The organism is Pseudomonas sp. 13B_3.2_Bac1 (assembly GCF_025466205.1).
Taxonomy (GTDB): Bacteria; Pseudomonadota; Gammaproteobacteria; order Pseudomonadales; family Pseudomonadaceae; genus Aquipseudomonas; species Aquipseudomonas fluorescens_H.
The window spans coordinates 1-24844 of record NZ_JANLOG010000080.1; the positions used below are offsets into that span (position 1 = coordinate 1).

A 24844-nucleotide genomic window follows, 5' to 3' on the forward strand; every position below is an offset into this window, starting at 1 on the left:
GGGGGGGGGGGCGCGCCCCCCGCCCCCCCCCCCCCCCCCGCTCCCACATTGATTGATGGTGTTCACAGATTCCGATGTCCAGCATAAGTCCCCTGTGGGAGCGGGCTTGCTCGCGAAGACGGCAGCACTGACCACACTTCACTGGCATAATCCCGCGCCCCGAAGAATGGAATCTGTCGATGTTGTCTTTCAAACCCCGCCACGCCTTGCTGCTGACATCCCTGGCATTTTCCACTACCGCGCATGCCACCAGTTTCGATTGCACCGGCGCCATCAGCCCGGCTGAAAAAACCATTTGTTCTGATCCCTACATCTCCAACCGTGATGAAAAACTGAGCTCGCTGTGGCGTACCACGTTGCCGAAAGTTGCGGATTCGAAAGCCTTGAAGGCCGATCAGCGAGGCTGGCTAAAGCAACGCAATCAATGTGCTGCGGATGTGGCCTGTTTGCGCCGGGAATACCTGATGCGCCTCAAGGCACTGGAATTCATGGCCAAACCCTTCAATTGGGATGCGACCTGGCAACTCATTCCATGGGGCGTATCATCGTCGGTCGAGGTTAAAACCAAGCGTATCGATGCCACTCATATCGCCTTTGATATTTCAGGCGTGGCTGGCGCCAACTCCGGCGATATGGATGGCGTCGCCAACATTGTGGGCAGCGAAGCACACTATGCCCAAGATAACTGTTCGTTGAAGTTCAGCGCATTCAACGGTCTGTTGGACATTGACCAGGATGGTGCAGACCCTACCTGCGGCGGTGGAATGGGGGTTTACTACGGCGGTCGCTACGTGGCATCGGAACAGCCACTGTCGATTGATTACGACTTGCTTAGTCTGGGGGTGGCGCGGACTGAGCAGGAAAACGAGCTATTACACACTCTGCTCAAAGGCGATTATCAGACGTTGTTGCAAAACAGTGGATCGATGGTGACGGCCGATGCTTCCCGCGATGTGCCGGATGCTCAGGTCGATGAGTTCTGGTTGCGTGGGCTGGCCAACACCAATGCAGGCATTCTGATGCGCGCGCCGGACGCTCGGGTATGGCTGGTTTTATTGGTGTTCGATGAGCAGCGTAATTTGCGTGCCCGCTATTACACCAACGCGCCGCAATGGAAAAAACGTGTACCCGAAGCATTGCTTGCCTGGCACAAGCGAATAGAGAACGGTGAGACGTTGCCGCTGGATTTCATGCCCTGATTCTCTGCGGCGAGGTTTTTTGCGAAATGTCGACGGGGCTGACCAACAGCCCCGCTGCATTCAAGTCGCAAATAACCAGCCACGCGCACTCGCGACCGGTTCCGACACCACCCCCTCCAGCACCATCCGCGTAATCGTCTCCGCCGCCGTCTGATAATCCTCATCCTGCGGCACGGCGCGCCCGGTGATGCAGCCCATTTGCCAGCCAATGTTGGTGTAGGTGCGGGTCGCCGACCAGATGAACAGCATCAGGTGTTCCGGGTCCACAGGGGCCAGGAGGCCGCGTTCGATCCAGCTGCGCAGGCAGTCGACGTTGCGCCGGGCTTCGGCGTGCAGCAGGTCGCGGCACTCGTCTGGCAGTTGGCGACCGCCGAGTAGCAGTTCGCCGCTGAAGACCTTGGCGATGGCCGGGTGTTCGCGAGCGATGCGGATGCGCGCGGCGACGTAGGCGCGCAGGCCGATCATCGGATCGTCGCTTTCGCGCAGCGCTGCCGAGGCGTCCAGCAGCGGTTCGACAAACCCCAGCAGGACCTTGGAATAGAGGTTTTCCTTGGTCTGGAAGTAGTAATACAGGTTGGCCTTGGGCACGCCGGCACGGGCGGCGATGTCGCGGGTCTGGGTGGCGTCGAAGCCGTTGGCGGCAAACTCCTCGCTGGCGGCGGCGAGGATCAATTGCTCGTTGCGTACGCGAATGGCGCTCATGGGAACACGGTGTGAATGAATGGCATGGGCGGATACTGGCAAATTCGGTTTCGCAATATACAAAACTATATAGCGCTGAGGCCAGCTAACTCGTTCGAGAGCGCTATGCTGGTTCGATAATCAAAAAACGGGGGAGGGAGCATGGCGATCAAGATACTGCGCGCTACGGCGGCTGATTTGGAGGCGGTGGCAAAACTGTTCGACGCCTATCGCGGTTTCTATCAGCAACCCTCGAACCTGGCGCAATCGCGCGCCTTCATCGCCGAACGCATGGCCGGCAACGAGTCGGCAATTTTCCTCGCGCAGGATGAAAACGCCGAAGCGCTGGGTTTCGTGCAGCTGTATCCGACGTTTTCCTCGATAGATGCCCATCGCACCTGGTTGCTCAGCGATTTGTTCACCGCGCCCGCTGCTCGTGGCCGTGGAGTGGGCAGATTGCTGATGAACACGGCGCGGGACTTTGCGCTGCAAACCGGCGCCAAGGGGCTGGTGCTGGAAACCGCCACCGACAACTTCACTGCGCAGGGTTTGTATGAATCGCTAGGTTATGTACGCGATACCGGTTACTACACCTACGTGCTCGATTTGCGGCAGGGCTGAGCGGGGGTATTTGTGTAAATTTTCCGATTCAGCCTTTCCTCACGCGACCGCTCTCTCTAGAATCCGCCCCGCCTCCGCAATGGAGGCTCATTGCTATCATTTGGCTCGGTTCATATAGGGAAGACAACATGCAATTCGGGAAAATCGTGGCGCTGGGCCTGGTGCTCACGCTCGGTGGTTGTGCCAGTTTCACCAAAGACGAAGTCGCACCGGTCAAGCTGCCATCGATGGCCAGCTACGCGAATAAACCGAACGTGTATGTGGACTTCGACTTCTATCAGGGCGAGCCGAAAAGCACTTCGGCCGTAGAAGTGCCGCAAGCGCGAGATCAGCTCAAACCAGAGCTGCAAAAGATTCTGACCGATTCGGGTCTGTTCGGTCGTGTCACCCTGGACGAGTTCCAGAAGCAGCCGGGTGACTACAGCCTGCGTCTGAAAATGTACAACCATCCGCCGAATGCCGGTTCGATGGTGCTGGCCTTCATCAGTGGTTTCAGTCTGATGGTGATCCCGGCGTACGGCACCGATCAGTACACCATGAGCCTCGAAGCCGTCGACGGCACAGGCCAGGCCCTGACCACCGCGAGCAACCATGATGCGGTCGGTACCTGGATCGGTATCTGGTTCATTCCGCTGATGGGCAACACTCCGAAGGCTGCGGTCAACGACACCTTCGCCCGTCAGGTCAATGCGCTGCTCAAGCAGATGATCGACAACAACACCCTGAAATACTCGGCGCTCGAGACCCGCACTCCGCGGGCCTGATGCCAAAAAAAAGAGCCGCAATCGCGGCTCTTTTTTTGCCCTTACTTCAGGGCCTGGATGAACTGCGGATCGCTGTACAGTTCCTTCAGCAGATCGCGCAGCATCGGGTTATAGGCGTTGACCGCATTCGGAATCGCGATGAAACCGAAGAAGCTGCTGCTCCACTGGCTGCTGACATTCTTGGTCGCGTCGTAGACCACATTCTGGCCATTGAGCAGGGTGAAGCGTGCCGCGAGTTGGCCTTCGCCCGTGCCCATGCCGGCCGACAGATTGTTCTTCACCACCAGCACTTTCAGCTGACGCTGAGCTTGCGGATCAAGCAGGCCGGCCTTGCGCAGTTCTTCAGTGATCGCGTCCTGGATGTGCGCCGGGATGCTGCCGGACGGCGAGCGCACCGGATTGGCTCGAACTGTCAGCGAACCTTCGCCGGATTCGGCAGTCACCTGCGGATTGCTGACAGCATGCAGGGGCGGAGTCTGCTTGAGCTTTTGAACGTTTTCGAAGCTCGGCTCGTAGCGGGTCATGGTCATGCCACAACCTTGCAGCAGCACTGCCAGCATCGGGATCAACAACAGAGACTTTTTCACGGCGTTTCCTTGCGTGAGGAATAAGGGGAGCGAATTATGGGCAGAGTGCCATCATTGGGCAATCGACTTTGTCCGTGAGGTGCTCAGGGCTTCAACAGATTTTCGATCTGCGCCAGTTCCCAGGTACTGAGCAGATTCACCGGGTCGGTGCCGTAACGGCTATTGAAATGCCATTCGCGGCCATCCGGGCAGCGGCAATGTTCACAGTGATGCAAGCGCCCACCCTCAACATCCAGCAATAGGCGCCAGCCCTCGATATCGACCGCAACCAGTCCGGCAGCACCGGACGCCTCTAATCGGTTGAACATCAGCACACCCAGCGCAGCCTCGCGCAAGCGCTGGCAAACGTCGCGGGCGGTCAGCAATGCAGTCATGGTCATACTCGGTGGAGGCATAAGCGCGTCAGGATAAATCGCACGGCTACACGTGTCAGCGATCACTGGCCCGATCCCGGACAATTCCGTAACATCCGCAACCCTCTTTTACTCCCGCGAACACCCTCGGCCACGCTCTCAGGTCGTTTAGTCAGGTAAGCCATGAAACCACAACGTCTGCGCGCCGATGTCCTGGCCGGACTCACCACCTCGTTTGCCCTGTTGCCCGAATGCATTGCGTTTGCGCTGGTGGCCCACCTCAATCCGCTGATGGGCCTGTACGGCGCCTTCATCATTTGCACGCTGACCGCATTGTTTGGCGGGCGGCCGGGGATGGTCTCCGGGGCGGCAGGCTCGATGGCGGTGGTGATCGTCGCGCTGGTGGTGCAGCACGGCGTGCAATACCTGCTCGCGACGGTGTTGCTCGGCGGTCTGATCATGATGGCGTTCGGATTGCTGCGGCTGGGCAAACTGGTGCGCATGGTGCCGCACCCGGTGATGCTCGGCTTCGTCAACGGCCTGGCGATCATCATCGCGCTGGCGCAACTGGAGCATTTCAAGAGCGGCGAACACTGGCTCAGCGGCACGCCGCTGTACCTGATGACCGGGCTGGTGCTGTTGACCATGGCCATCGTCTACATTCTGCCGCGCCTGACCCGCGCGGTGCCGCCGGCACTGGTGGCGATCCTCGGCGTGGGCCTGCTGGTCTACCTGTTCGGCCTGCCAACGCGCACCCTCGGCGACATGGCGCACATCGCCGGCGGTCTGCCGAGCTTCGCGCTGCCGGACATCCCGTGGAACCTGGAGACCCTGCGCATCATCGCCCCATACGCGATTCTGATGGCGTTGGTAGGGCTGCTGGAAACCCTGTTGACCCTGAACCTCACCGACGAAATCACCGAAACCCGTGGTTACCCGGATCGCGAATGCGTCGCCCTGGGTGCGGCGAACGTGGTCTCCGGCGCGTTCGGTGGCATGGGTGGTTGCGCGATGATCGGCCAGACCGTGATCAACCTCAGCTCCGGCGGGCGCGGGCGTTTGTCCGGTGTGGTAGCGGGTGGGTTGATTCTGTTGTTTATCCTGTTTCTGTCGCCGCTGATCGAGCGCATTCCGCTGGCGGCGCTGGTGGGGGTGATGTTCGTGGTCTCGCAGCAAACCTTCGCTTGGGCGTCGTTGCGGGTATTGAACAAAGTGCCGCTTAACGATGTGCTGGTGATCATCGCCGTGACCACCATCACCGTGTTCACCGATCTGGCCACTGCCGTGCTGTGCGGGATCATCATCGCCGCGCTGAACTTCGCGTGGCAGCAGGCCCGTGAGTTGTACGCCGATGAGCATCTGGAAGCCGACGGCAGCAAACTCTACCGCCTGCACGGCACGCTGTTTTTCGCCTCGACCACGCCGTTCCTCAACCAGTTCGACCCGGCCAATGACCCGGCCCGTGTGACCCTGGATTGCCGGCATTTGAGCTTCGTTGATTATTCGGCGATTGCCGCGTTGAAGACCTTGCGTGAGCGTTACGCCAAGGCCGGGAAGGAATTGCAGGTGTTTCATCTGTCCGAGCGCTGCAAGAAGCTGTTGAAACGCGCCGGCGTCGAACACCACTGATCAAGTGTGGGAGCGGGCTTGCTCGCGAAGGCGGAATGTCAGCCAGCGGTGAGGTTGACTGATCCTCCGCTTTCGCGAGCAAGCCCGCTCCCACAGATGAGATTCCAAACATAGCTACCCGGCGAACTTCTTCGCCCCGGCCACGCACAGAATCACCCCCAACGTCACCGCCAGCATCCCCACACTCACCTGTTCATGCAGCAACGTCGCCGCCAGTGCCAGACCGAAAAACGGCTGCAGCAATTGCAGTTGGCCGACCGCCGCGATCTCGCCCTGGGCCAGACCGCGGTACCAGAACACAAAGCCGATCAGCATGCTGAACAGCGCCACATACGCCAGGCACATCCAGGCCGACAGGCTGATGTGGCTGAACGAGGCGGGCGCCAGGTACAGGCTGAGCAAGGCCATCACCGGCAGTGACAACACCAGCGCCCAGCAAATCACCTGCCAGCCGCCGAGGACTCGCGACAGTTTCGCGCCTTCGGCGTAACCCAGGCCACAGGCCAGAATAGCGGCGAGCATCAGTAGGTCGCCGGTGGGCGAAGCGGTCAGCCCCTGTGACAGAGCAAAGCCGACGACCAACGCGCTGCCCAGAATCGAAAAAAACCAGAACACCGGTCGCGGGCGCTCGCCGCCGCGCAGCACGGCAAAAATCGCCGTCGCCAGTGGCAGCAATCCTACAAACACAATCGAATGCGCCGACGTCACGTGTTGCAGCGCCAATGCTGTCAGCAGTGGAAAACCCAGCACCACACCCAACGCCACAACCAACAACGACCACCACTGATCGCGTGCCGGACGCCGTTCGCGAAACAGCCACAGCAGAACCACCGCCAGCACCCCGGCAATGGCCGCGCGCGCCACGGTGAGAAACACCGGATCGAATTCCAGCACCGCCAGACGCGTGGCCGGGAGTGATCCGCTGAAGATCACCACGCCGATAAAGCCATTGATCCAGCCACTGGTTTTTCCCAGGGCCGGGTTAACCGGGTTCGAAGTCCGTTCCATAGAAGGTCGCGCTCAAAGGGTGGGGTTGCTTTCGAGCCATCCTGGAGCCGAGAATCAGCACAATCAAATAATTGTCATGGATACATCCAGCATGCCGCGCTCGCGCTACAAAACCCTCGTTGACGCCTATGCCGCTGACATTCGCGCGGGGCGTCTGGCGCCCGGAACGCGACTGCCCACCCACCGGGAACTGGCGGCCAACGAAGGCCTGGCACTGGTTACCGCGTCGCGGGTGTACGCCGAGCTTGAGGCGATGGGGCTGGTCAGCGGCGAAACCGGGCGCGGGACGTTTGTGCGCGAAACCTCGTTGTCGCCGGGGCAGGGCATCGACCAGAAAGACGTGGCGGTCGGCATGATCGACCTCAATTTCAACTATCCATCGTTGCCCGGTCAGGCCGATCTGTTGCGCACGGCGTTACGCCAACTGGCCCTGTCCGGTGATCTGGAAGCCTTGCTGCGTTACCAGCCCCACGCCGGGCGCCCGCATGAGCGCGCCTCGATTGCGCGGCATTTGCAGGATCGCGGGGTGCAGGTCGATGCCGCGCAAGTGCTGATCGTCAACGGTGCCCAGCAAGGGTTGGCGGTGACGCTGATGGCGTTGCTCAAGCCCGGTGATGTGATTGCAGCGGATGCACTGACCTATTCCGGCTTCAAGGTGTTGGCCGAAGCGCTGCATCTGGAAGTGGTGGCGATCCCGCCCGGTGATCACGGGCCGGACTTGGTGGCACTGGAAAAGCTATGTCGCAGCCGCTCGGTGCGGGCCGTGTACAGCATGCCGACGCTGCACAATCCATTGGGTTGGGTGACGCCGATCGAGCAGCGCGAGCAATTGGTCGCGCTCGCCCGACGGCATGATCTGACGCTCATCGAGGACGCGGCCTACGCCTTTCTGGTGGAAAACCCACCGCGTACCCTGGTCGACATGGCACCGGAGCGCACGGTGTACGTCTCGGGACTTTCGAAGAACATTGCCACTGGGCTGCGTGTCGGTTTCATTGCTGCGCCGCTGCACACGGTGCCGGCGCTGGAACGGATCATTCGCGCCACCACCTGGAACACCCCCGGCGTGATGACCGCGATGGCTTGCGGCTGGCTCGACGACGGCACTGTCACCCTGCTCGAACAACAAAAACGCGACGACGCCAAGGCCCGGCAAACCCTGGCCGCCGAGTTGCTGCAAGGGCTGACCTGCATCGGTCATCCATCTTCATATTTCCTGTGGCTGCCACTGCCGGAAGACGTACGCGCCGATCAGATTGTGGTGGAGTTGATGCACCAGCAGATTTCGGTGACCACCGCCGAGCCGTTCGCCGTATCGGCGCATGTGCCGCATGCGATTCGGCTGGCGTTGGGGTCGGTGCCGATGGATGTCCTGCGTCAGGCATTGATCACCGTCAGAAAGGTCATCGGCGCTTACCTGTAAAAAGCACCTGCTGTGAAAAAACCTGTGGCGAGGGAGCTTGCTCGCGCTGGGTGCGAAGCGCCCCCTACGACGAGCCTGCTGCATAGGCCTGCGGGAGCAAGCTCCCTCGCCACAAAGTGTTAGCCTTGCCTCAACTGCATCACACCGTTCTGGATCGCCCGATGAAAAACACCGTTGCACTGTTTCTTGCCCTCACCGCAACCGCCATTCTGTTCAGCTCAACTGCCCGCGCCGCAGGCGATCCGGCAGCCGGCGAAAAGATCTTCCCGCGCCTGTGCGGCGGCTGCCACCAGGTCGGCCCAGATGCGCGCCCGGGGTTCGGCCCGCAACTCAACGGCATCATCGGTCGGCCGGCCGGGACCTCGGCCAATTACGTGTATTCCGACGCGATGAAAAATTCCGGCAAGACTTGGGATCGCGAAACGCTGACTGCGTATCTGAAAGATCCAAAGGGCGTGGTGCCAGGCACGCGGATGATTTTCTGGGGGCTGAGTGACGAGGAGAAGATCGATAATTTGCTGGCGTATCTGCAGCAATTCTCCAACTAAATGTTTTGCTCGGCCTGCGCGGCGAACCACTGCATGACCAACGTGCACGCCGCATGCGAAGCCGCTGCCGGTTGCAGGCAAAACGCGTAAATCCCGCCCGTTTTCAGCGGTGGTCCGAACGGCACCACCAACACCCCGCGCTCGATGGACTCTGCCGCGAGCGTCATGTCCGTCACCGCAACGCCCAAGCCTCGCGCCGCCGCATCCAGTGCCAGCTCATCGAGGTTGAACGGAATGTGCCGGTAACTTTCCAGTGGCTTGCCGCCATTGGCCGCCAGCCATTCGATCCACGCCTGGCGATCGGCAGAGCGATGCAGCAACGCAAAGCGCTGCAACTCCGCGACTGATCGAGGCGCCTGCGGCAGGCTCGGCGCACACACGGGCACCAGCGTTTCCTCAAACAGCGTCAGGCAGTCTGCGTCACTGGTTGGCTGCGGCAGATAAAGAATGTAGGCGTCGCTGTCACTGGCCGGTTCAACCACCTCGGTGGCAACGGTTTCTATCGCCAGCGAGACCTCGGGGTGGCTGAGGTAGAAGTCGTTGAGTTTGGGCAGCAGCCAGCGCACCGCCAGTGACACATGCATACGAATGCGGAACGGGCGTTGCTGCGGAACGAGGCGTTCTTCGAGGGTTTTCAATTGTTCGAGAATGCTGACGGCGCTGGCCAGTACCTGTTCGCCTTCCGGGGTCAGGCGCAGGCTGCGACTGGTTCTGATGAAAAGCGCAACGTTGAAATGGTTTTCCAGTTGCTGGATCTGCCGGCTCACCGCGCTTTGGGTCAGGCACAGCTGTTGCGCGGCCTGGGTGAAGCTGGCGCAACGGGCGACTTCAACCAGCGTCTGCATGGCCTGCAGGGACGGTACGTGGCGGATTTTATCCATGCGTTTTCAGAATGGCTCGATGATTTTATAACGTTGGTTGGGCCAGCCAAGACCTTATAGATTTTAGCTCTGGCGGCGAACTTTACGCTTTTTCCATGCGATTCACGCATGAGCAAAGGTGAAAGGCAAGCCGTGCAACGACAGTCGAATGAGGTCAGCAATGGAAAACGTATGTGGCTGGATCGCCCAGGCCGGCAGCTCGCCGCAGCGCGGTCGCCTGAGCGGTGCGCAACAAGCCGATTGGCTGGTGATCGGCGGCGGCATTACCGGCCTCAGCGCCGCGCACAACCTGGCACAAATGCACCCACAGGCGCGCATCGTGGTGGTTGACCGCCAGCGTGCGGCGCAAGGTGCTTCGGCACGCAACTCGGGGTTTGTCGTGGCCCACGAGCATCCGGCCGACAGTGAATTACTCGGCGCGCCAGGCTTTGCCGGGTTCGAAATCGACACGGCGATTTCCCGTGCCGCCAGCGACGCGGTGCGCCAGACCGTCGCGCAACATGCCATCGACTGCGACTTTCGCGACAACGGTTATTTCTTCGCCGTCAGCGACGCCGCCAAGCTCAGCCATGTCGACGCCAAACTGGCGACCTTGCGCGCCCTCGGCGCCCGCGCAGAATTTCTCCAGGGCGATGCGCTGGCGCAGAAACTCGGCACCCGGCATTACGCGGCGGGGATCTGGTGCGGCAACGGCAATGCGCTGTTGCAACCGGCCAAATACGTGAAGGGCCTTTTCAATGCGCTGCCGGGAAATGTCAGCGTTTACGAACACACCGACATCATCAGTCTGGCGCGCATGAGCCACGGCCGGCTGCGAGCCAGCGCGGTGAGTGGCAGCGTCGAGGCCAAACGGGTGCTGGTGTGTCTGAACGCATTCATTCCCCGGGTCGGCATTCATGACAGTGCGACTTTCCCGATGGAACTCAGCGCCAGTCTCACCCGGCCGCTCAGCGATGAAGAATTTCAGGCCATCGGCGCCGTTGAGCCGTGGGGCGTGCTGTCGACCCGGCCGCTGGGCGCCACGGTGCGCCTGACCCCGGACCGCCGGGTGATGATCCGCAACACCGCCGAATACCGCACGCGCGATTTGTCTGAAAGCGAATTGGTGCTGCGCCGCGAGCATCATGTGCGTGGTCTGCAACGACGCTTTCCGTTTCTCGGCGCGCAAGACATCCAGTACACCTGGACCGGCCACCTGAGTGCGACCCGCAGCGGTCAGGCGTTTTTTCAAAAGGTGGAAGAGGGCGTGTTTGCCGTCGCCGGTTGCAATGGTTCCGGGGTGGCGCGCGGCACGCTGTGGGGACGCTTGCTGGCGGAACTGGCGTCCGGCGTCGACTCACCATTGCTGCAATCGGTGATGCAACGGGCCGACCCCGGCTGGCTGCCGCCGCGACCTTTTTTCGACATCGGTGCCATGCTTCGCATGCGCGTGGAGGCAGTCAGGGCCAGAACAGAAATCTGAAGTTTCGCCTATCGCACAACAACAAAAGCCACTCAACACAGGTGACAGACCATGCGCATCAACCCACTTTCCCTGGCAGTCCTGCTCGCGGCCAGCACGGCCGCTTGTGCCGACGAAACCGTCAACATCTCCAACTGGAACAGCTACATCGCCCCGGACACTCTGGCCAATTTCACCCAGGCCACGGGGATCAAGACCACCTACGACATTCACGACAGCAACGAAGTGCTGGAATCGAAGTTGATGACCGGCAACACCGGTTATGACGTGGTCAGCCCGTCGAACCACTTTCTGTCGCGACTGATCAAGGCCGGCGCGATTCAGAAACTCGACCGGTCGCAGCTGCCGAACTGGAAGAACCTCGACCCGGTACTGCTGCAAAAACTTGAAGTCAACGATCCCGGCAATCAGTACGGTTACCCCTACATGTGGGGCACGGCCGGTATCGGTTACAACGTCGAGAAGATCAAGGCGATTTTCGGCAACACCGATGTCACGCAGTCATGGGACTTTTTCTTCAAGGAAGAAAACATCAAGAAGCTGAGCCAGTGTGGCGTGGCGTTCATCGACAACCCGACCCAGGTGCTGCCGATCACGCTCAACTACCTGCACTTGCCAGCCCACAGTCACGAACCGGCGGATTACAAACAAGCCGAACAGGCGCTGCTGAAGATTCGTCCGTACATTCAGTACTTCCACGCCTCGAAGTACATCAGCGACCTGGCCAACGGCAACGTCTGCGCGGTGATCGGCTTCAATGGTGACATCGTCCAGGCCGCGGCCAGCGCGAAGGACGCCAGGAATGGCATCAACATCGCCTACTCGATCCCGAAAGAAGGCACGACGCTGTGGTTCGACATGGTGGTCATGCCCAAAAACGCGCCGCATGAAAAGAACGGTTACGCCTACATGAACTACCTGCTTGACCCCAAAGTGGTGGCCAACATCAGCAACAGCATTCATTACGCCAATCCCAATGCGGCGGCTGATCAATACCTCAACGCGGACGTGAAGCAGGATCCGGCCATCTACCCGCCCAAGGACGTGATGCAACGGTTGTTCACCGTGGAAGAGCTGCCGGCGGCGATTGCGCGGTTGTCGACGCGGTTGTGGACGAAATTGAAAACCAACACCTGATGGCAACCACCCTGTGCAGGGGCGATGGCGCCAGCGCCTGCACGGAGTATGTGTCAGACACACTTCATGAAACTTGTCGGGGTTGATACTAAAAAGCCACTGCCTCCGGTAGAGTGTGCGCCGCCCGAGAGATGGATCCCGGGCTAACACCCATGGAGTTTGCAGTGAAATATCTGAGCAAAGTAGTCGCCGCCGCACTGTTCGGTGTGGTTCTGGCAGGTTGCACCGGCACCCCGATGAACACCAAGCAATATGACAGCAGTCAATACACCGTGATTGGCCACAGTGAAGCTACCGCCACCGGTCTGATGCTGTTCGGCGTAATCCCGATCCAACAGAACAACCGCTTCGTGCGCGCGCAGACTGCGGCCATCAAAGCCAAGGGCGGCGATGCCATGATCAATACCCAAGTTCAGGAAAACTGGTTCTGGGCATGGGTTCTGAGCGGCTACACCACCAAGATTTCCGGTGATGTGATCAAGCTGAAAACCGCGCAGTAAACCGCGGTTGAACGCAAAAGCCCGGCTGATCAGGCCGGGCTTTTTTATGGGCTGGGGGCGTCGATTCAGGCGACGCGGCGCTCGTTCAAACGATCCGCACCACCTTCGGCCACGCGGCGTTCCAGCAGACGATCCGAGCCACCTTCGGCCACGCGGCGTTCCAGCAGACGATCCGAGCCACCTTCGGCCACGCGACGTTCCAGCAGACGATCCGAGCCACCTTCAGCCACGCGGCGTTCCAGCAGACGTTCAGAACCACCTTCAGCCAAACGGCTTTCAATCAACTTGTCCGAGCCGCCTTCAGCGACCAGGGTGTGAGCGGGCGTTGCTGCAAAAGCGTTAACTGCGAGAACCGAGAAAGCGATGCCGAGGATGGTTTGGCGTTTCATGATCGTGTGCTCCGGGGTGTATTGGGTTGGTATGGAGCGGATGTTACGCCGCGGAGTTTTTATGAGAACTTCATTGACGTGATGGTGACTATCGACGCCAGCGATGTGTGCCCGACCCCCTGTTCTAGAGATGTTCCGCGCGAATGCACAGCTCTCCGGTGGCGCGGGTCAGGGCCAGATCGTGCAGTGCGTCGTGGGTCAGACCCTGGCGAGCCTGGGCCAGCAAGGCCGGGCAATTCGGGGCGCGGCGATACGGCGCGAAGTCGGCGTACTGGCGCAGCAGGCGGGTCTGCAACTCGTCCAGGCGCGGACGAATTTGCCTGGCCAGATCCGGACGCGGAGTGTCCGGCGCCACACCGGCCGTTTGCCATTGTGCGAGCAATCCATACTGCACCAATTTGTTGGCCTCCATTTGCGCCGCGATCAACTGCGCAACGTCTTCGGGGTCGAGCTGGTGTTCGGTTGCCAAGGTGCGGGCATTGGCGATGACCTGAGCTTCGCGCGGGCTGTCCTGAATCGGCTTGCCGCTGTCCCATTTGGTCAGCGCTACCAGATCGCCGATGTTCAGGCGCTCGTTCAATGTCGCCAGCAAGGGGCGCAACGCCTCGGCGGGAGCGGGGGCTTCGGCGGCACCAGCGATGTGGCTGAAAACAACCAGCACGGAACATGTCAGAGCATTTCGCAGAAGAGGCATGGCAAGGCGCGATCCAATGAAAAGAGTGCCGCCATTTAAGCCTTGTGCCGAGGTCATGTCGACTGACTTTAACCCGCGCATCTAGCGTAATATCCATCGCATCTCCCACCCCGAGACGGATCCTCAATGCAAACCCCTGCCACCACCAAACCCCTCTGGCAAACCTACCTGCTGTTCCTCGCGCCGATGGTGCTGTCGAACTTCCTGCAATCGATGTCGGGCACGATCAACAGCATCTACATCGGACAGATGCTCGGCACTCAGGCGTTGGCGGCGGTGTCGGGGATGTTTCCGATCATCTTTTTCTTCATCGCGCTGGTGATCGGTCTGGGCGCGGGGGCCGGGGTGTTGATCGGTCAGGCGTGGGGCGCACGTGAGGCGCACATGGTCAAGGCGATCGCCGGGGCAACGCTGTTGCTGGGGGTGTTGATCGGCTTGCTCGCGGCGGTGCTGGGCAGTGTGTTTGCGCGGCAGGCGTTGCAGGGGCTGGGGACGCCCGCGGATGTGCTGGATGATGCGGTGGCGTATGCACACGTGATGATGTGGATTCTGCCGTCGATGCTGGTGTTTGTGCTGTTCACGCAGTTGCTGCGCGGGGTCAGTGACACCGTGTCACCACTGTTGGCGCTGATCGTGTCGACCTCGGTCGGGCTGGCGCTGACCCCGGCGTTGATTCGTGGCTGGTTCGGTTTGCCTCAATTGGGAATCCAGAGCGCCGCCTTCGCCGGTCTGGCCGGTAACCTGTCGGCGATGGCGTGGCTGGCCTGGCGGCTGATTCGCAAGAACCATCCGCTGGCCCCAGACCGCGAGTTCTTCGCGGCACTGCGGCTGGACGGGGCGATTCTGGGCAAGGTGCTGCGTATCGGTCTGCCGACCGGGGTGCAGATGATTGTGCTGTCGCTGTCGGAGCTGGTGATCCTGGCGCTGGTGAATCAGCACGGTTCCCAGGCGACGGCGGCGTATGGCGCGGTCACGCAGATCGTCAACTACGTGCAGTTTCCGGCGCTGTCGATTGCGATCACCGCGTCGATCCTCGGCGCGCAGGCCATCGGTGCCGGGCAACAGCAGCGCATGGGGCCGATTCTGCGCACCGGGCTGCTGATCAACGTGTGCCTGACCGGTGGCTTGATCGTGCTCGGTTACCTGTTGTCGCACTGGCTGCTGGGGTTGTTCCTGACCGAGGATTCGACCCGAGTGATGGCCGAACATTTGCTGCACATCATGCTCTGGAGCCTGCTGGTGTTTGGTTTTCAGGCGATCATCGGCGGGATCATGCGTGCCAGTGGCACGGTGCTGGTGCCGGTGGCCATTGCGATTATCTGTGTGGTTGGCGTGCAGTTACCGGCGGCTTACTGGCTGGATGGGCAGTACGGTTTGCAGGGGGTGTGGATGGCGTTTCCGGTGGCGTATCTGGGCATGCTGGTGTTGCAGACGCTGTATTACAAACTGGTCTGGCAGCATCAGAAGATCGAGCGGCTGGTCTGAGCCCGAACCACACTGGCAGACAAATGACATGGCGCATCCGCGGGTTGTTTGCTTAAGTCAGTCGAGGCCTTGAAGGTTTGCCCTGTCCGGAGAATCCCATGCGTGCCCGATTCACCGCTGTGGCCCTGTTTGCCTGCCTGTGTGCCACGAGCGCAGCGCAGGCCGCTGAATACAACCGTGTCAACACCACCGCCAGCCAGATCAGTTTCACCTACAACCAGATGGGCTCGCTGATGTACGGCACCTTCGGCAAGTTCGACGCGACGCTGCAGTTCGACAGCGACAACCTCGCCGGCGCCCACACCACATTGCACATCGACCTCAACAGCATCGACGCCGGCAGCACCGACGCCAACACCGAACTGGTGAAACCGGCGTGGTTCGATACGCAGCGCTTTCCCGTGGCGGTATTCGAGTCCAGCCGTTTTACCCGGGTCACGGGCAATCATTATCTGATCGCCGGCCAGCTCACCCTCAAGGGCATCACCCGCGAGGTGCAGGTGCCGGTCGAGTTTAAACCGGACAGTTCGATCGGCATTTTCGACGGTGAACTGGTGCTCAAGCGTGACCAGTTCGGACTCGGGGCGGGGGAGTGGGCGGACACTGTGGTGTCCAACGACATCGCGATCAAGTTCAAGGTGGTTGCGCCACAGCAGTGACGCCACCGCTGGCGATCAATACGCGCGCCAGTGTCCCGGCGCCCAGCGCCACTCACGCCCATCCCAGCGATAGTGGCCGGCAACCCAGTGATAACCGGGTGCTGGCATGACCGGCACGACTTCCACCGGCGGCGGTGGCCGATGCGGCCGGACCGGCTCGACGATGCAGCCGGACAAGGAGATCGCGACCAGAGAGGCAACGAGCAGGGTTTTCAGGTTTCGCGACATGGCGGTCTTCCCGGTAGATGAGTTGTTGTTGCCGAGCGGGTTCAACGGGCCCAGTGGCCTTCGACCCAGTACCAGTTAGGCCCGCGCGCCTGCCAGTGGCCTGGTCGCCAGTGCGCGCCATACCTCACCGGTTGCCAATGACCGGGCATCCAGACGTAGCCGCGTCCTTCCCAGCGCCAATGGCCCTGATCCCAGACATAACCGGGGCGCGGGCCGGGCATCACTTCCATGCGCATCGGCGGCGGTGCCTGCTGAATGTAAACCGGGGGTTGTGCAAACACCGGGGTGCTGGCCAGCGCTGCCAGGGTCAGCGGCACCAGCAACAAGGCTTGCCGCCATTTGAACAGAGAACGCAAAACGTTCATGTGAACTCCTCAAGGCCTGCGTTAAAAAAGTGAACGCAGCTGAAGAATTGGACGCTAAATCGGCGAAAGATCCGAGCCTTGGCAGATGAAATTTTCTTCAGGTCAACCGTCAGCTTGCTTCGGTATTTCCTGCGACGGTGGCAGGCGTCGGGACACGGTATGATGTCGCGGTTTTCCGCCGGAGTTCAGTTGTCATGCCACGCATCACCCACTACAAATCCCCATGCCCCGAAAGCGTCAACAGCCAGATTCTGCAACTGGTGGTCGACAATCTGACCGACATCAGCGCGGTCGGTCTCGGCCCGAGCAATCTGCTGTACAACGTCTATCAGTACGCGGTCGGCTATGAGGTGCATCTGTATCTGGAAGCGTTGAATGGTGACAAGGGCACTGAGGTGGAGTTGCTGGTGGCGACGGCCGAGGATGATCCGGAGCGGGTCACCGGTTTCCTTTTGTACCTGCCGGTGCAGGGCGATTGGGAAGCGTGCAGCGTCGCCTACATGGCGGTGCGCGAAGGCTATCGGCGCCAGGGCGTGGCGCGGGCGATGATCGGCGAGATGGTGACGCGTTATCCGCATGCCGAACTGACCTGCAGCGTCGGCAAGGTGCCGTACTTCGAGGCGCAGGGTTTCGAAGTGATCGGCGCTCGGGAAACCCAGGTGCTGATGAGCACCCGGCATTACCGCAGCAATGGCCTGCGCGGTTTCATCGACACCACGCCCATCTACCGCTCGCTGGAAGTGCAGCAGATCCACACCTACCTGCTACAGAAAAACGGCAAGCGCGCCATGCTCGACGCCGAGAAGCAGCGTGACCGGCATCTGGATCAGACCACCCGCCACGTCGAAGAATTTGTCCGCCAGCGCCTGACGCTGCACTGAGACAGACGCAAAAAACAGACAAAAAAAGAGCCTCGAAGCTCTTTGATGGGGAGAAGTAGAGCCCACGAGGCTCAAGTTGCGCATGAACAAGGAGACGGGCTTGATTGGGGGTTCAGAACACCCGTTCCCTACGCAGGCGCTCAGGAGTGAAGCACCTGCGTACCCTCATCATGGGAACGTGCCGGCTTTGACTCAAGTACCGCTAGTCGCACGGGCGGCGGCCCGTTCCACCATCGCAATGATGGTGGCGAACAATTCGTCCTTCGCTTGCTCTGCACTGATTTCTGCGCTCGCGGCAGCATTCGACAGGGCTTCGGCGGCACCGAGCATGGCGCGCAAAGCGGCCTGAGTGATTTCGCCGCCAGCGGCAAGCGGTTGTAGCACGCTACGACATTTTTCGAGGAAGATCGCCTCGTAATCGCGTTTGATTTTCTCCAGCTCCGGCGTGCTGCCCAGCGCGGCAATCACCCCCGGAATCTCATTGCCCTGCAATAACACGCAATCGACGTACGCCGTGGCGATCACTGTCGCGGTGGCGGCCAGTGTCGGCGGACATTGGTCGATGGCAGCGTCCATCACCGCGGTCTGGCGCGTATCGAAGTCCCGGTAAAGCGCCGCAAGCAGGCCCGAGCGCGTGGTGAAGTGGTCGTAGACCACCGGTTTGGTCACGCCCGCCTTTTCCGCCAGATAGCCCAGGGTCAGGGCATCGGTGCCCTCGGCGCGGATGATCTGCCAGGCGACATCGAGCAATTGACGATTGCGATCTTCCCGCGACAAGCGTCGGCGCGGTTGGGCAGGAGAATCGGCTTCGGAGATTTCTGTGGTTGACATCGCTTATATACCAAACGTAACTTACTGTTCGTAACTTACCAAGAGTATATAGCCCTTGGTCTGCGCAAACTTACAGGAGAATTCCCATGCATGCATTGATTGTTGTGGCGCATCACGAGCCGCGTTCGCTGACCCACAGCGTGGCGACACAAATTGCTGAGGGCCTGACCCGCGCCGATTCGACCAATACCAGTGAAATTGCCGATTTGTACGCGGAAGGTTTCCAGCCGGTTTTCGGCGCGGCGGATTTCGCCGTGCATCACCGTGAGGCGCAGCCGCCAGACGACGTGCTGGCTGAACAGGCGCGGATTGATCGCGCCGATGCGCTGGTGCTGGTGTTCCCGGTCTACTGGTGGTCGATGCCGGCGCTGCTCAAGGGCTGGATCGATCGGGTGTTCAGCAACGGTTGGGCGTTTGATTTCGCTGGCGACCTCCAGCATGTGAAGAAGCTGCAGCGCCTGCGCGTGCATCTGGTCGGCCTTGCAGGGGCCGATGAACGCGCTTACGAACGTCACGGTTATTGCCCGGCGATGAAGGCGCAGATCGAACACGGGATTTTCGATTACAGCGGGGCGACGGTGGTGAGTTCGACGCTGATGGTGGAGTCGGAGGTGCGTGATCCGCAGGAGCATCTGCAAACGGCGCGACATATCGGCGCCCAGATGTTCACCTGAGCCGCACCTCCTGTAGGAGCTGCCGAAGGCTGCGATCTTTTGATCTTGTTTTTAGAAAATCAAAAGATCGCAGCGTGCCGCAGCTCCTACAGGTGTTGTCAGCGTGATCCGGGCCAGCCGGCTCTGGCGAGGGCAGCGAGCAGCGTTTCCTTATCGAGCCCCGGCACCGCATGTCCGTTGCCCTCGGTGCTCTCGCTGGCGAGCAGAGCATTGATGATCGCTTCTTCGACCGCCTCGGTAGCCGCGAGGAACAGTTCGCTGATGTGGTCGTTGTTGACCATGCGCAAGCCGTCGCAGGTTGGCGCGCCTTTGCCCTCGTAAGCGGCGGGTGGCACCTGCTCGTTGCCGGTGGCGAAGGCAATGAAAATGTCGCCGCTGTGGTCTTCGTTACCACCGCCGCTGCGCGCCAGACCGAGGCTGGCGCGTTGCGCGAGACGCGTGCATTGATGCGGCAGCAGCGGTGCGTCGGTGGCCAGGCAGACCACGATCGACCCCATGCCAGGATGCGGCAGCGAAGCACGCAGGAACGGCGAATCCACCTGCTCCATGTAGCGGCCCACCGGATAACCGTCGACCCGCAACTCGCTGCGAATGCCGTGGTTGGCCTGCACGATCGCGCCCACCGTCCAGCCGCCCTGAGCGCTGCTCAACCGCCGTGACGCGCTGCCAATGCCGCCCTTGAATTCATGGCAGATCATGCCGCTGCCGCCACCGACGGCGCCTTCTTCGACGGCGCCGTCATGCGCCGAATCCAGCGCCTCGGCAACATGCTCGGGCTTGACGTGAAAACCATTGATGTCATTGAGCAAGCCATCGAAGGTCTCCAGCACCACCGGCATGTTCCAGTAAAGGCGTCCGTCGTCCGGTTGCTGCTGGCGATCCAGCGCAATCAACGCATCGCGCACCACGCCGAGGCTGTGGGTGTTAGTGAAGGCGATGGGACTGGTCAGCAGCCCGGCCTCGCGAATCCACTCAAGACCGGTGGCATCGCCATTGCCATTGAGCACATGCACCCCGGCGAAGCACGGTTGCTGGTTGGTCGAACCGCGACGCGGCTCGATCACGGTAACGCCGGTGCAGATGTCACACCCGGCCGCGCTGCGGCCACGCACGTTGCTGTGGCCGACGCGCACGCCGGGGACGTCGGTGATGGCGTTGAGTGGGCCGGGTTGCAGTTGGCCGATACGGATGTTGAGGTCACGGGCACGGGGTTTCATGGATTGTCTCTCTATAACAAGGCAGAAATGAATGAGCGGGGCTGAACACAAAACCCTGTGGGAGCGTGGCTTGCCCGCGAAGGCGTCCGTCCAGCCAATGCATGTGTCGCCTGACACACCGTCATCGCGGGCAAGCCACGCTCCCACAGGTTTTGTGTTGTTTGCAGATGGGTTTACTGGCCGTTCTTGACCTTGCTCCACACCCGCGTGCGCACGCGCTCGGTGGCTTTCGGCAGCGGTTCCAGGGTGTACAAGGTGGCCATCGCCGCCGCCGACGGATACACCGCCGGGTTATCCCGCGTGGCCTCGGCCACCAGTGGCGTCGCGGCGCGGTTGCCGTTGGGGTACGACAGGTGATCACTGACCGGCGCGATCACTTCCGGGCGCAGCAGGTAGTCGATGAACGCCAGACCCTGAGCGCGGTTCGGCGCGTCCTTGAGCAGCACCAGCGTGTCGAACCACACCGGCGCGCCTTCCTTGGGCAGGCTATAGGCGATCTTCACGCCGTTGTGCGCCTGCTCGGCGTTGGTCTTGGCTTCGAGCATCGCCCCGGACCAGCCCACCGCCACACAAATGTTGCCGTTGGACAGGTCACTGATGAATTTCGACGAGTTGAAGTAGGCGATATGCGGGCGCAATTTGAGCAGCAGCGCTTCGGCTTTCTGGTAGTCCTCGGGGTTGGTGCTGTTGGGCGGCAATCCCAGGTAGTGCAGGGCCACCGGGAGCATCTCCGACGGTGAATCGAGCATCGCCACCCCGCACTGGCCGAGCTTGGCGAGGTTCTCTTCCTTGAACACCAGATCCCACGAATCCAGCGGCGCCTTGTCGCCGAGTGCGGCGCGCACTTTGTCGACGTTGTAGCCGATACCGTTGGTGCCCCATAGATACGGCACGGCGTATTGATTGCCGGGGTCGTTGTTGGCCAGTTTGCTCAGCAGATCGCTGTCCAGATTCTTCCAGCCCGGCAGTTGATCGCGCGGCAGCGGGGCGAGGGCGCCGGCCTTGATCAGCGTCGGCAGGCTGAAGTTGCTCGCCACCACCACGTCGTAACCGCTGCGGCTGGTCAGCAGTTTGCCTTCGAGCACTTCGGCGCTGTCGAAGGTGTCGTAAACCGGCTGAATACCGCTGTCGCGCTTGAAGTCAGCCAGGGTCGTCGGACCGATGTAGTCGTACCAGTTGTAAACGTGCACGCTCGGCGCGTCGGCGGCATTGGCGGCGCAGATGCCGCCGATACAGGCGAGCAGGCCTAGGTTGATGCCCAAGTTGATATAGCCACGACGACAACGCATGATGCGGCACTCCTGGCCTGCGGCAGGCCGGTGATGATCGGGAGTGCTCAGGCTATCGGGCCGGGCACGCCTGACCCATTCCCATCATGGGTTACTCAAAAGGGGTAGTGCGTGGACGCGTTGTTGCAGGAGTTGCCGGTGCATCAAAGCTTGGCGCGGGTGTTTGCCGCCGTCGGCCAGGATGGTTTCTGGCGCGCGCTGGTCGACACGCTGCGGTTGCTGGTGCCGCTGGACAACGCGCTGGTGGCGCTGATGAAGGCGGGGCAGGCACCGCGATTGCTGATCGACTTCGACAGCAAGGGCCGCGCCGACGAGCAGGAAGAACTGGCCAGTTACAGCGCCGGGATGTACCTGCTCGATCCGTTTTATCAAACCGCCTCGACCGGGATCGCCGACGGCCTGCATAGCCTGGCCTCGGTGGCGCCGGATCAGTTTCTGCACAGCGAGTATTACCAGAGCTATTTTCGCTCGGTGGTCGGTGAGGACGAGTTGCAGTTCATGATCAACATCGAGGGCGGCGTGCTTGGCCTGTCACTCGGACGCTCGACGGCTTTCGATCTGGCGGAGCAGGGCCGTCTGCTGTGTGTGCGCGACTGGGTGCTGGCGGCGATGCGCCGACACGTGCAGCTGTTGCCGCCGCAAGGGACGGGCGCCGAGCCGGTGGCGGGGGATCTGGCGACGCTGCTCGATCGCTTCGATGCGCGCCTGACCGCCCGTGAAGTCGACACTGCGCGGCTGATTCTGCAGGGCTTCTCCAGCAAGGCCATCGCCCAGCAGATGGGCATATCGCCGGAGACGGTGAAGGTGCATCGGCGCAATCTTTATCACAAGCTCAATGTGAACGGGCATGGCGAGTTGTTCGCGCTGGTGCTCCGTCCACATACCTCCTGAACCACCACAAATCCCCCCTGTAGGAGCGAGCCTGCTCGCGAAAGCATTCTGTCAGTTGATGAAATCCTGGCTGACACACCGCATTCGCGAGCAGGCTCGCTCCCACATGGGCTATCGGGGTGCCAGGTCAATCTGTGCGTTTGAAGACGAGCGCCTTAAGACCGCTCTCAGGATCAATATCCGGAAACTCCGGCGGATTCTCCAGCCGCTGCTCAAAGCGCAGACTCGGCGCTTCCTGGGTCACGCCATCGATCAAAAAGTCCGAACCAAACGACGGATCATTCATGCACGCCAGCACCGTGCCGTGCGCCGTGAGCAATTCCGGCAAGCGGCGCAGCACGCGCTGGTAGTCCTTGGTCAGCAGGAAACTGCCTTTCTGGAACGACGGCGGATCGATGATCACCAGGTCGTACGGGCCGCTGTTGATCACTTTGCCCCATGACTTGAACAGGTCGTGGCCGAGGAAACTCACTTTGCTCAGGTCATGCCCGTTCAACCGGTGATTGTCACGGCCCCGGCTCAGCGCGGCGCGGGACATGTCGAGGTTGACCACATGGCTGGCGCCGCCTTCGATGGCCGCCACGGAAAACCCACAGGTGTAGGCGAACAGGTTCAGTACGCGCTTGCCAGCCGCCTGCTCACGCACCCAGTTGCGCCCGTAGCGCATGTCGAGAAACAGCCCGGCGTTCTGCTTGCGTCCCAGATCGACGCGGTACTGCAAGCCGCCCTCGACGATGCTCATCTCGTCGATTTCATCCCCAAGCAACCATTCGGCGGTGCTCTGCGGCAAATACCGATGTTGCACCAGCAGGGTGTGGGCGCCGGACTGTTGCCATTCGGTCGAGGTGCTGAGGTCGAGCAGCAATTGCTTGAGCGCTTCGAGCTGTTCCGGCGCAGGCTCCTTGAACAGCGAGACCAGCACCACGCCTTGCAGCCAGTCCACCGTCACTTGCTCCAGCCCCGGCCAGCAGCGCCCGCGCCCATGGAACAGGCGACGGGTTTCGCTCGGTGCGGCTGCCAGTGCAGGCAGCAGATGGGCGCGGAGGGTGGCGAGGGCTTCAGGGTTCATCAGTCACGGTCGGCAAGCAAAAGGGCCGGCATTTTAACCACAAAAACCGCCTGGCGAACGCCCGTCGCCAACGGCGGATAATGCCTGTTAAGAAAAGACCTGTATCAAAAATGAATTTATGCAGGGCGCGCCGCTCATACCAGATAAGCAGCGGAAACAAGCCGCTAAATCGTTAATGCAATTCAGGGAGTGCCAGTTCATGAGTCCAACACCGACGGCGAGCGCGCACCTTCCTGACGGGTTGATTCTGGTGGTTGAGGATGACCCGTTGATTCTGGAGTTTCTCTGCGAAATTCTTCAGGAGGAAGGTTTCAAGGTCGAGCCGCAAACCAGCGCGGATGCAGCCAAGCTGTATCTGGAAAAGCACGCGCCCGAAGTGGCGCTGCTGCTCACCGATATCACCATGCCCGGTGAAATCAATGGGGCGGGGCTGGCCAATCTGGTCGGCGAGCGCTGGCCGGACAAACCGGTGATGGTCATGTCCGGTTATGAAACCCCCGAGACTTCCGGGGTCAAGCATCCGGTGGCGTTCATCAAAAAGCCTTGGGCCATCGGCCAGTTGCTCGACTGCGTCGACAGCGCGTTCAAGTCCAAGGCGCCGCGTCTGCATTGAAGCGGCGGGTCGAATCGCCGGGCAAAAATGCTACATTGCCCGGCCAATCCGCCCAGTCTTGTCAAAGGATGCGATCTTTTGTCTGCTCACGATAACGTCTTCGATCGCGCGTTCGGCGCGTTCCTGTTCGACATGGACGGCACCGTCCTCAATTCCATCGCTGCTGCCGAGCGAGTCTGGGCGGCGTGGGCTGAGCGCCACGGAGTTGATGTCGAGACTTTCCTGCCGACCATTCACGGTGCCCGCGCCATCGACACCGTCCGCCGGCTGAACCTGCCGGGTGTGGACGCCGAGGCGCAAGCCGCGTTCATCGCCCAAGCAGAAATCGATGATGTCGATGGCATTGTGCCGATTCCCGGAGCAGTGGCGTTTCTCGATGCCTTGCCAAGGGAGCGCTGGGCGATGGTGACCTCGGCACCACGGGATCTGGCGTTGCGGCGAATGGCGGCGGCGGGGATTCCCCGGCCTGCGGTGATGATCACGGCTGAGGATGTGACGGCCGGCAAGCCGGATCCGGCCGGTTATCGTCTAGCAGCGAAACGCCTCGGGCTTGAGCCCGCTGATTGCCTGGTTTTCGAAGACGCCACCGTTGGTATTCAGGCCGCTGAAGCTGCCGGGGCGGCACTGATGATCGTCACCACGACGCACCAGCATCCGCTCGAGACCCGCCACGCGACCCTCGCCAGTTATAAGTCGCTGAGCATCGCTGTCGACAGTGACGGTCAATTACACCTGCAAATAACCTGACATAACACAGTCCCCCTGT

Annotated in this window: 29 protein-coding genes; 16 read left to right on the forward strand and 13 right to left on the reverse strand. The window is 61.0% G+C overall.

The window, feature by feature from the left end; translation table 11 throughout:
• The first annotated feature begins 179 nt into the window (after nt 1-179).
• A complete protein-coding gene (locus tag NTD85_RS13440) occupies nt 180-1199 on the forward strand; it encodes a hypothetical protein (RefSeq protein WP_262142383.1) in 1020 nt (339 codons plus the stop codon).
• A 60-nt stretch (nt 1200-1259) separates the two neighbouring features.
• On the opposite strand, the gene NTD85_RS13445 is transcribed toward NTD85_RS13440, so the two are convergent.
• Nucleotides 1260-1901, reverse strand: a complete 642-nt coding sequence (locus NTD85_RS13445; RefSeq protein ID WP_262142384.1) for a TetR/AcrR family transcriptional regulator — start codon at nt 1899-1901, stop codon at nt 1260-1262.
• 141 nt (nt 1902-2042) lie between these two features.
• On the opposite strand from NTD85_RS13445, the gene NTD85_RS13450 reads away from it, so the two are divergent.
• Both NTD85_RS13450 and NTD85_RS13455 read left to right on the forward strand, forming a co-directional pair.
• Entirely contained in the window at nt 2043-2501 is a 459-nt protein-coding gene (locus NTD85_RS13450; protein WP_262142385.1) for a GNAT family N-acetyltransferase, read from the forward strand.
• 128 nt (nt 2502-2629) lie between these two features.
• The gene (locus NTD85_RS13455) at nt 2630-3265 is read left to right on the forward strand and encodes a hypothetical protein (RefSeq protein ID WP_003223880.1); all 636 of its coding nucleotides are present in this window, start codon (nt 2630-2632) and stop codon (nt 3263-3265) included.
• A 41-nt stretch (nt 3266-3306) separates the two neighbouring features.
• On the opposite strand, the gene NTD85_RS13460 is transcribed toward NTD85_RS13455, so the two are convergent.
• Nucleotides 3307-3852, reverse strand: a complete 546-nt coding sequence (locus NTD85_RS13460; protein WP_003223882.1) for a hypothetical protein — start codon at nt 3850-3852, stop codon at nt 3307-3309.
• Nucleotides 3853-3935: 83 nt separating this feature from the next.
• On the reverse strand, nt 3936-4226 hold the full coding sequence (locus NTD85_RS13465) for a hypothetical protein (protein ID WP_003223884.1): 291 nt from the start codon (nt 4224-4226) through the stop codon (nt 3936-3938).
• Between the two features lie 162 nt (nt 4227-4388).
• Between NTD85_RS13465 and NTD85_RS13470 the strand changes: the two genes are divergently transcribed.
• On the forward strand, nt 4389-5834 hold the full coding sequence (locus tag NTD85_RS13470; RefSeq protein ID WP_262142386.1) for a SulP family inorganic anion transporter: 1446 nt from the start codon (nt 4389-4391) through the stop codon (nt 5832-5834).
• A gap of 114 nt (nt 5835-5948) precedes the next feature.
• Here the strand turns inward: NTD85_RS13470 and NTD85_RS13475 are convergent, their stop codons facing one another.
• Complete coding sequence (locus tag NTD85_RS13475; protein WP_262142387.1) at nt 5949-6842, reverse strand: DMT family transporter; 894 nt, start codon at nt 6840-6842, stop codon at nt 5949-5951.
• A gap of 91 nt (nt 6843-6933) precedes the next feature.
• Here NTD85_RS13475 and NTD85_RS13480 point away from each other — a divergent pair, with 91 nt between their 5' ends.
• Together NTD85_RS13480 and NTD85_RS13485 are read left to right on the forward strand one after the other, a co-directional pair.
• Nucleotides 6934-8265, forward strand: a complete 1332-nt coding sequence (locus NTD85_RS13480) for a PLP-dependent aminotransferase family protein (protein WP_262142388.1) — start codon at nt 6934-6936, stop codon at nt 8263-8265.
• A 161-nt stretch (nt 8266-8426) separates the two neighbouring features.
• Nucleotides 8427-8813 (forward strand): cytochrome c family protein, encoded by a 387-nt coding sequence (locus tag NTD85_RS13485; protein ID WP_262142401.1) that lies wholly within the window; start codon nt 8427-8429, stop codon nt 8811-8813.
• On the opposite strand, the gene NTD85_RS13490 is transcribed toward NTD85_RS13485, so the two are convergent.
• Nucleotides 8810-9694, reverse strand: a complete 885-nt coding sequence (locus NTD85_RS13490; protein ID WP_262142389.1) for a LysR substrate-binding domain-containing protein — start codon at nt 9692-9694, stop codon at nt 8810-8812. The genes NTD85_RS13485 and NTD85_RS13490 overlap by 4 nt on opposite strands.
• A gap of 160 nt (nt 9695-9854) precedes the next feature.
• On the opposite strand from NTD85_RS13490, the gene NTD85_RS13495 reads away from it, so the two are divergent.
• The 3 genes from NTD85_RS13495 (at nt 9855) to NTD85_RS13505 (ending at nt 12793) form a co-directional block, all read left to right on the forward strand.
• Nucleotides 9855-11156 carry an NAD(P)/FAD-dependent oxidoreductase gene (locus NTD85_RS13495; RefSeq protein WP_262142390.1) on the forward strand — a complete coding sequence of 434 codons (1302 nt, stop codon included), beginning with the start codon at nt 9855-9857 and terminating at the stop codon, nt 11154-11156.
• 51 nt (nt 11157-11207) lie between these two features.
• Nucleotides 11208-12293, forward strand: a complete 1086-nt coding sequence (locus tag NTD85_RS13500; RefSeq protein ID WP_201137987.1) for a polyamine ABC transporter substrate-binding protein — start codon at nt 11208-11210, stop codon at nt 12291-12293.
• Nucleotides 12294-12457: 164 nt separating this feature from the next.
• Nucleotides 12458-12793, forward strand: a complete 336-nt coding sequence (locus NTD85_RS13505) for a hypothetical protein (protein WP_103486103.1) — start codon at nt 12458-12460, stop codon at nt 12791-12793.
• A gap of 65 nt (nt 12794-12858) precedes the next feature.
• Here NTD85_RS13505 and NTD85_RS13510 read toward each other — a convergent pair whose 3' ends face one another.
• Nucleotides 12859-13182, reverse strand: coding sequence for a hypothetical protein (locus NTD85_RS13510; RefSeq protein WP_262142391.1), 324 nt, complete (start codon nt 13180-13182; stop codon nt 12859-12861).
• A gap of 124 nt (nt 13183-13306) precedes the next feature.
• On the reverse strand, nt 13307-13876 hold the full coding sequence (locus NTD85_RS13515) for a chorismate mutase (RefSeq protein WP_262142392.1): 570 nt from the start codon (nt 13874-13876) through the stop codon (nt 13307-13309).
• A 126-nt stretch (nt 13877-14002) separates the two neighbouring features.
• Here NTD85_RS13515 and NTD85_RS13520 point away from each other — a divergent pair, with 126 nt between their 5' ends.
• Both NTD85_RS13520 and NTD85_RS13525 read left to right on the forward strand, forming a co-directional pair.
• Nucleotides 14003-15361 (forward strand): MATE family efflux transporter, encoded by a 1359-nt coding sequence (locus NTD85_RS13520; protein ID WP_262142393.1) that lies wholly within the window; start codon nt 14003-14005, stop codon nt 15359-15361.
• A 98-nt stretch (nt 15362-15459) separates the two neighbouring features.
• A complete protein-coding gene (locus NTD85_RS13525) occupies nt 15460-16020 on the forward strand; it encodes a YceI family protein (protein WP_103484943.1) in 561 nt (186 codons plus the stop codon).
• Between the two features lie 15 nt (nt 16021-16035).
• On the opposite strand, the gene NTD85_RS13530 is transcribed toward NTD85_RS13525, so the two are convergent.
• Both NTD85_RS13530 and NTD85_RS13535 read right to left on the reverse strand, forming a co-directional pair.
• Nucleotides 16036-16248 (reverse strand): YXWGXW repeat-containing protein, encoded by a 213-nt coding sequence (locus tag NTD85_RS13530; RefSeq protein ID WP_003223909.1) that lies wholly within the window; start codon nt 16246-16248, stop codon nt 16036-16038.
• Nucleotides 16249-16289: 41 nt separating this feature from the next.
• A complete protein-coding gene (locus NTD85_RS13535; protein WP_097088058.1) occupies nt 16290-16613 on the reverse strand; it encodes a YXWGXW repeat-containing protein in 324 nt (107 codons plus the stop codon).
• Between the two features lie 194 nt (nt 16614-16807).
• On the opposite strand from NTD85_RS13535, the gene NTD85_RS13540 reads away from it, so the two are divergent.
• Nucleotides 16808-17494 (forward strand): GNAT family N-acetyltransferase, encoded by a 687-nt coding sequence (locus NTD85_RS13540; protein WP_262142394.1) that lies wholly within the window; start codon nt 16808-16810, stop codon nt 17492-17494.
• A gap of 192 nt (nt 17495-17686) precedes the next feature.
• Here the strand turns inward: NTD85_RS13540 and NTD85_RS13545 are convergent, their stop codons facing one another.
• Nucleotides 17687-18325 carry a TetR/AcrR family transcriptional regulator gene (locus NTD85_RS13545; protein ID WP_262142395.1) on the reverse strand — a complete coding sequence of 213 codons (639 nt, stop codon included), beginning with the start codon at nt 18323-18325 and terminating at the stop codon, nt 17687-17689.
• A gap of 86 nt (nt 18326-18411) precedes the next feature.
• Here NTD85_RS13545 and NTD85_RS13550 point away from each other — a divergent pair, with 86 nt between their 5' ends.
• Entirely contained in the window at nt 18412-18999 is a 588-nt protein-coding gene (locus tag NTD85_RS13550) for an NAD(P)H-dependent oxidoreductase (protein ID WP_262142396.1), read from the forward strand.
• A gap of 98 nt (nt 19000-19097) precedes the next feature.
• Here NTD85_RS13550 and NTD85_RS13555 read toward each other — a convergent pair whose 3' ends face one another.
• Nucleotides 19098-20216, reverse strand: coding sequence for a P1 family peptidase (locus NTD85_RS13555; protein ID WP_262142397.1), 1119 nt, complete (start codon nt 20214-20216; stop codon nt 19098-19100).
• Nucleotides 20217-20389: 173 nt separating this feature from the next.
• Nucleotides 20390-21505 (reverse strand): polyamine ABC transporter substrate-binding protein, encoded by a 1116-nt coding sequence (locus NTD85_RS13560; protein WP_003223916.1) that lies wholly within the window; start codon nt 21503-21505, stop codon nt 20390-20392.
• A 111-nt stretch (nt 21506-21616) separates the two neighbouring features.
• Between NTD85_RS13560 and NTD85_RS13565 the strand changes: the two genes are divergently transcribed.
• Nucleotides 21617-22396, forward strand: a complete 780-nt coding sequence (locus NTD85_RS13565; RefSeq protein WP_262142398.1) for a helix-turn-helix transcriptional regulator — start codon at nt 21617-21619, stop codon at nt 22394-22396.
• A 127-nt stretch (nt 22397-22523) separates the two neighbouring features.
• On the opposite strand, the gene NTD85_RS13570 is transcribed toward NTD85_RS13565, so the two are convergent.
• The gene (locus NTD85_RS13570) at nt 22524-23465 is read right to left on the reverse strand and encodes a class I SAM-dependent methyltransferase (protein WP_262142399.1); all 942 of its coding nucleotides are present in this window, start codon (nt 23463-23465) and stop codon (nt 22524-22526) included.
• 199 nt (nt 23466-23664) lie between these two features.
• Between NTD85_RS13570 and NTD85_RS13575 the strand changes: the two genes are divergently transcribed.
• Together NTD85_RS13575 and NTD85_RS13580 are read left to right on the forward strand one after the other, a co-directional pair.
• Entirely contained in the window at nt 23665-24078 is a 414-nt protein-coding gene (locus NTD85_RS13575) for a response regulator (RefSeq protein WP_003223923.1), read from the forward strand.
• A gap of 78 nt (nt 24079-24156) precedes the next feature.
• The gene (locus tag NTD85_RS13580; RefSeq protein WP_262142400.1) at nt 24157-24825 is read left to right on the forward strand and encodes an HAD-IA family hydrolase; all 669 of its coding nucleotides are present in this window, start codon (nt 24157-24159) and stop codon (nt 24823-24825) included.
• The last annotated feature ends 19 nt before the right edge of the window (nt 24826-24844 follow it).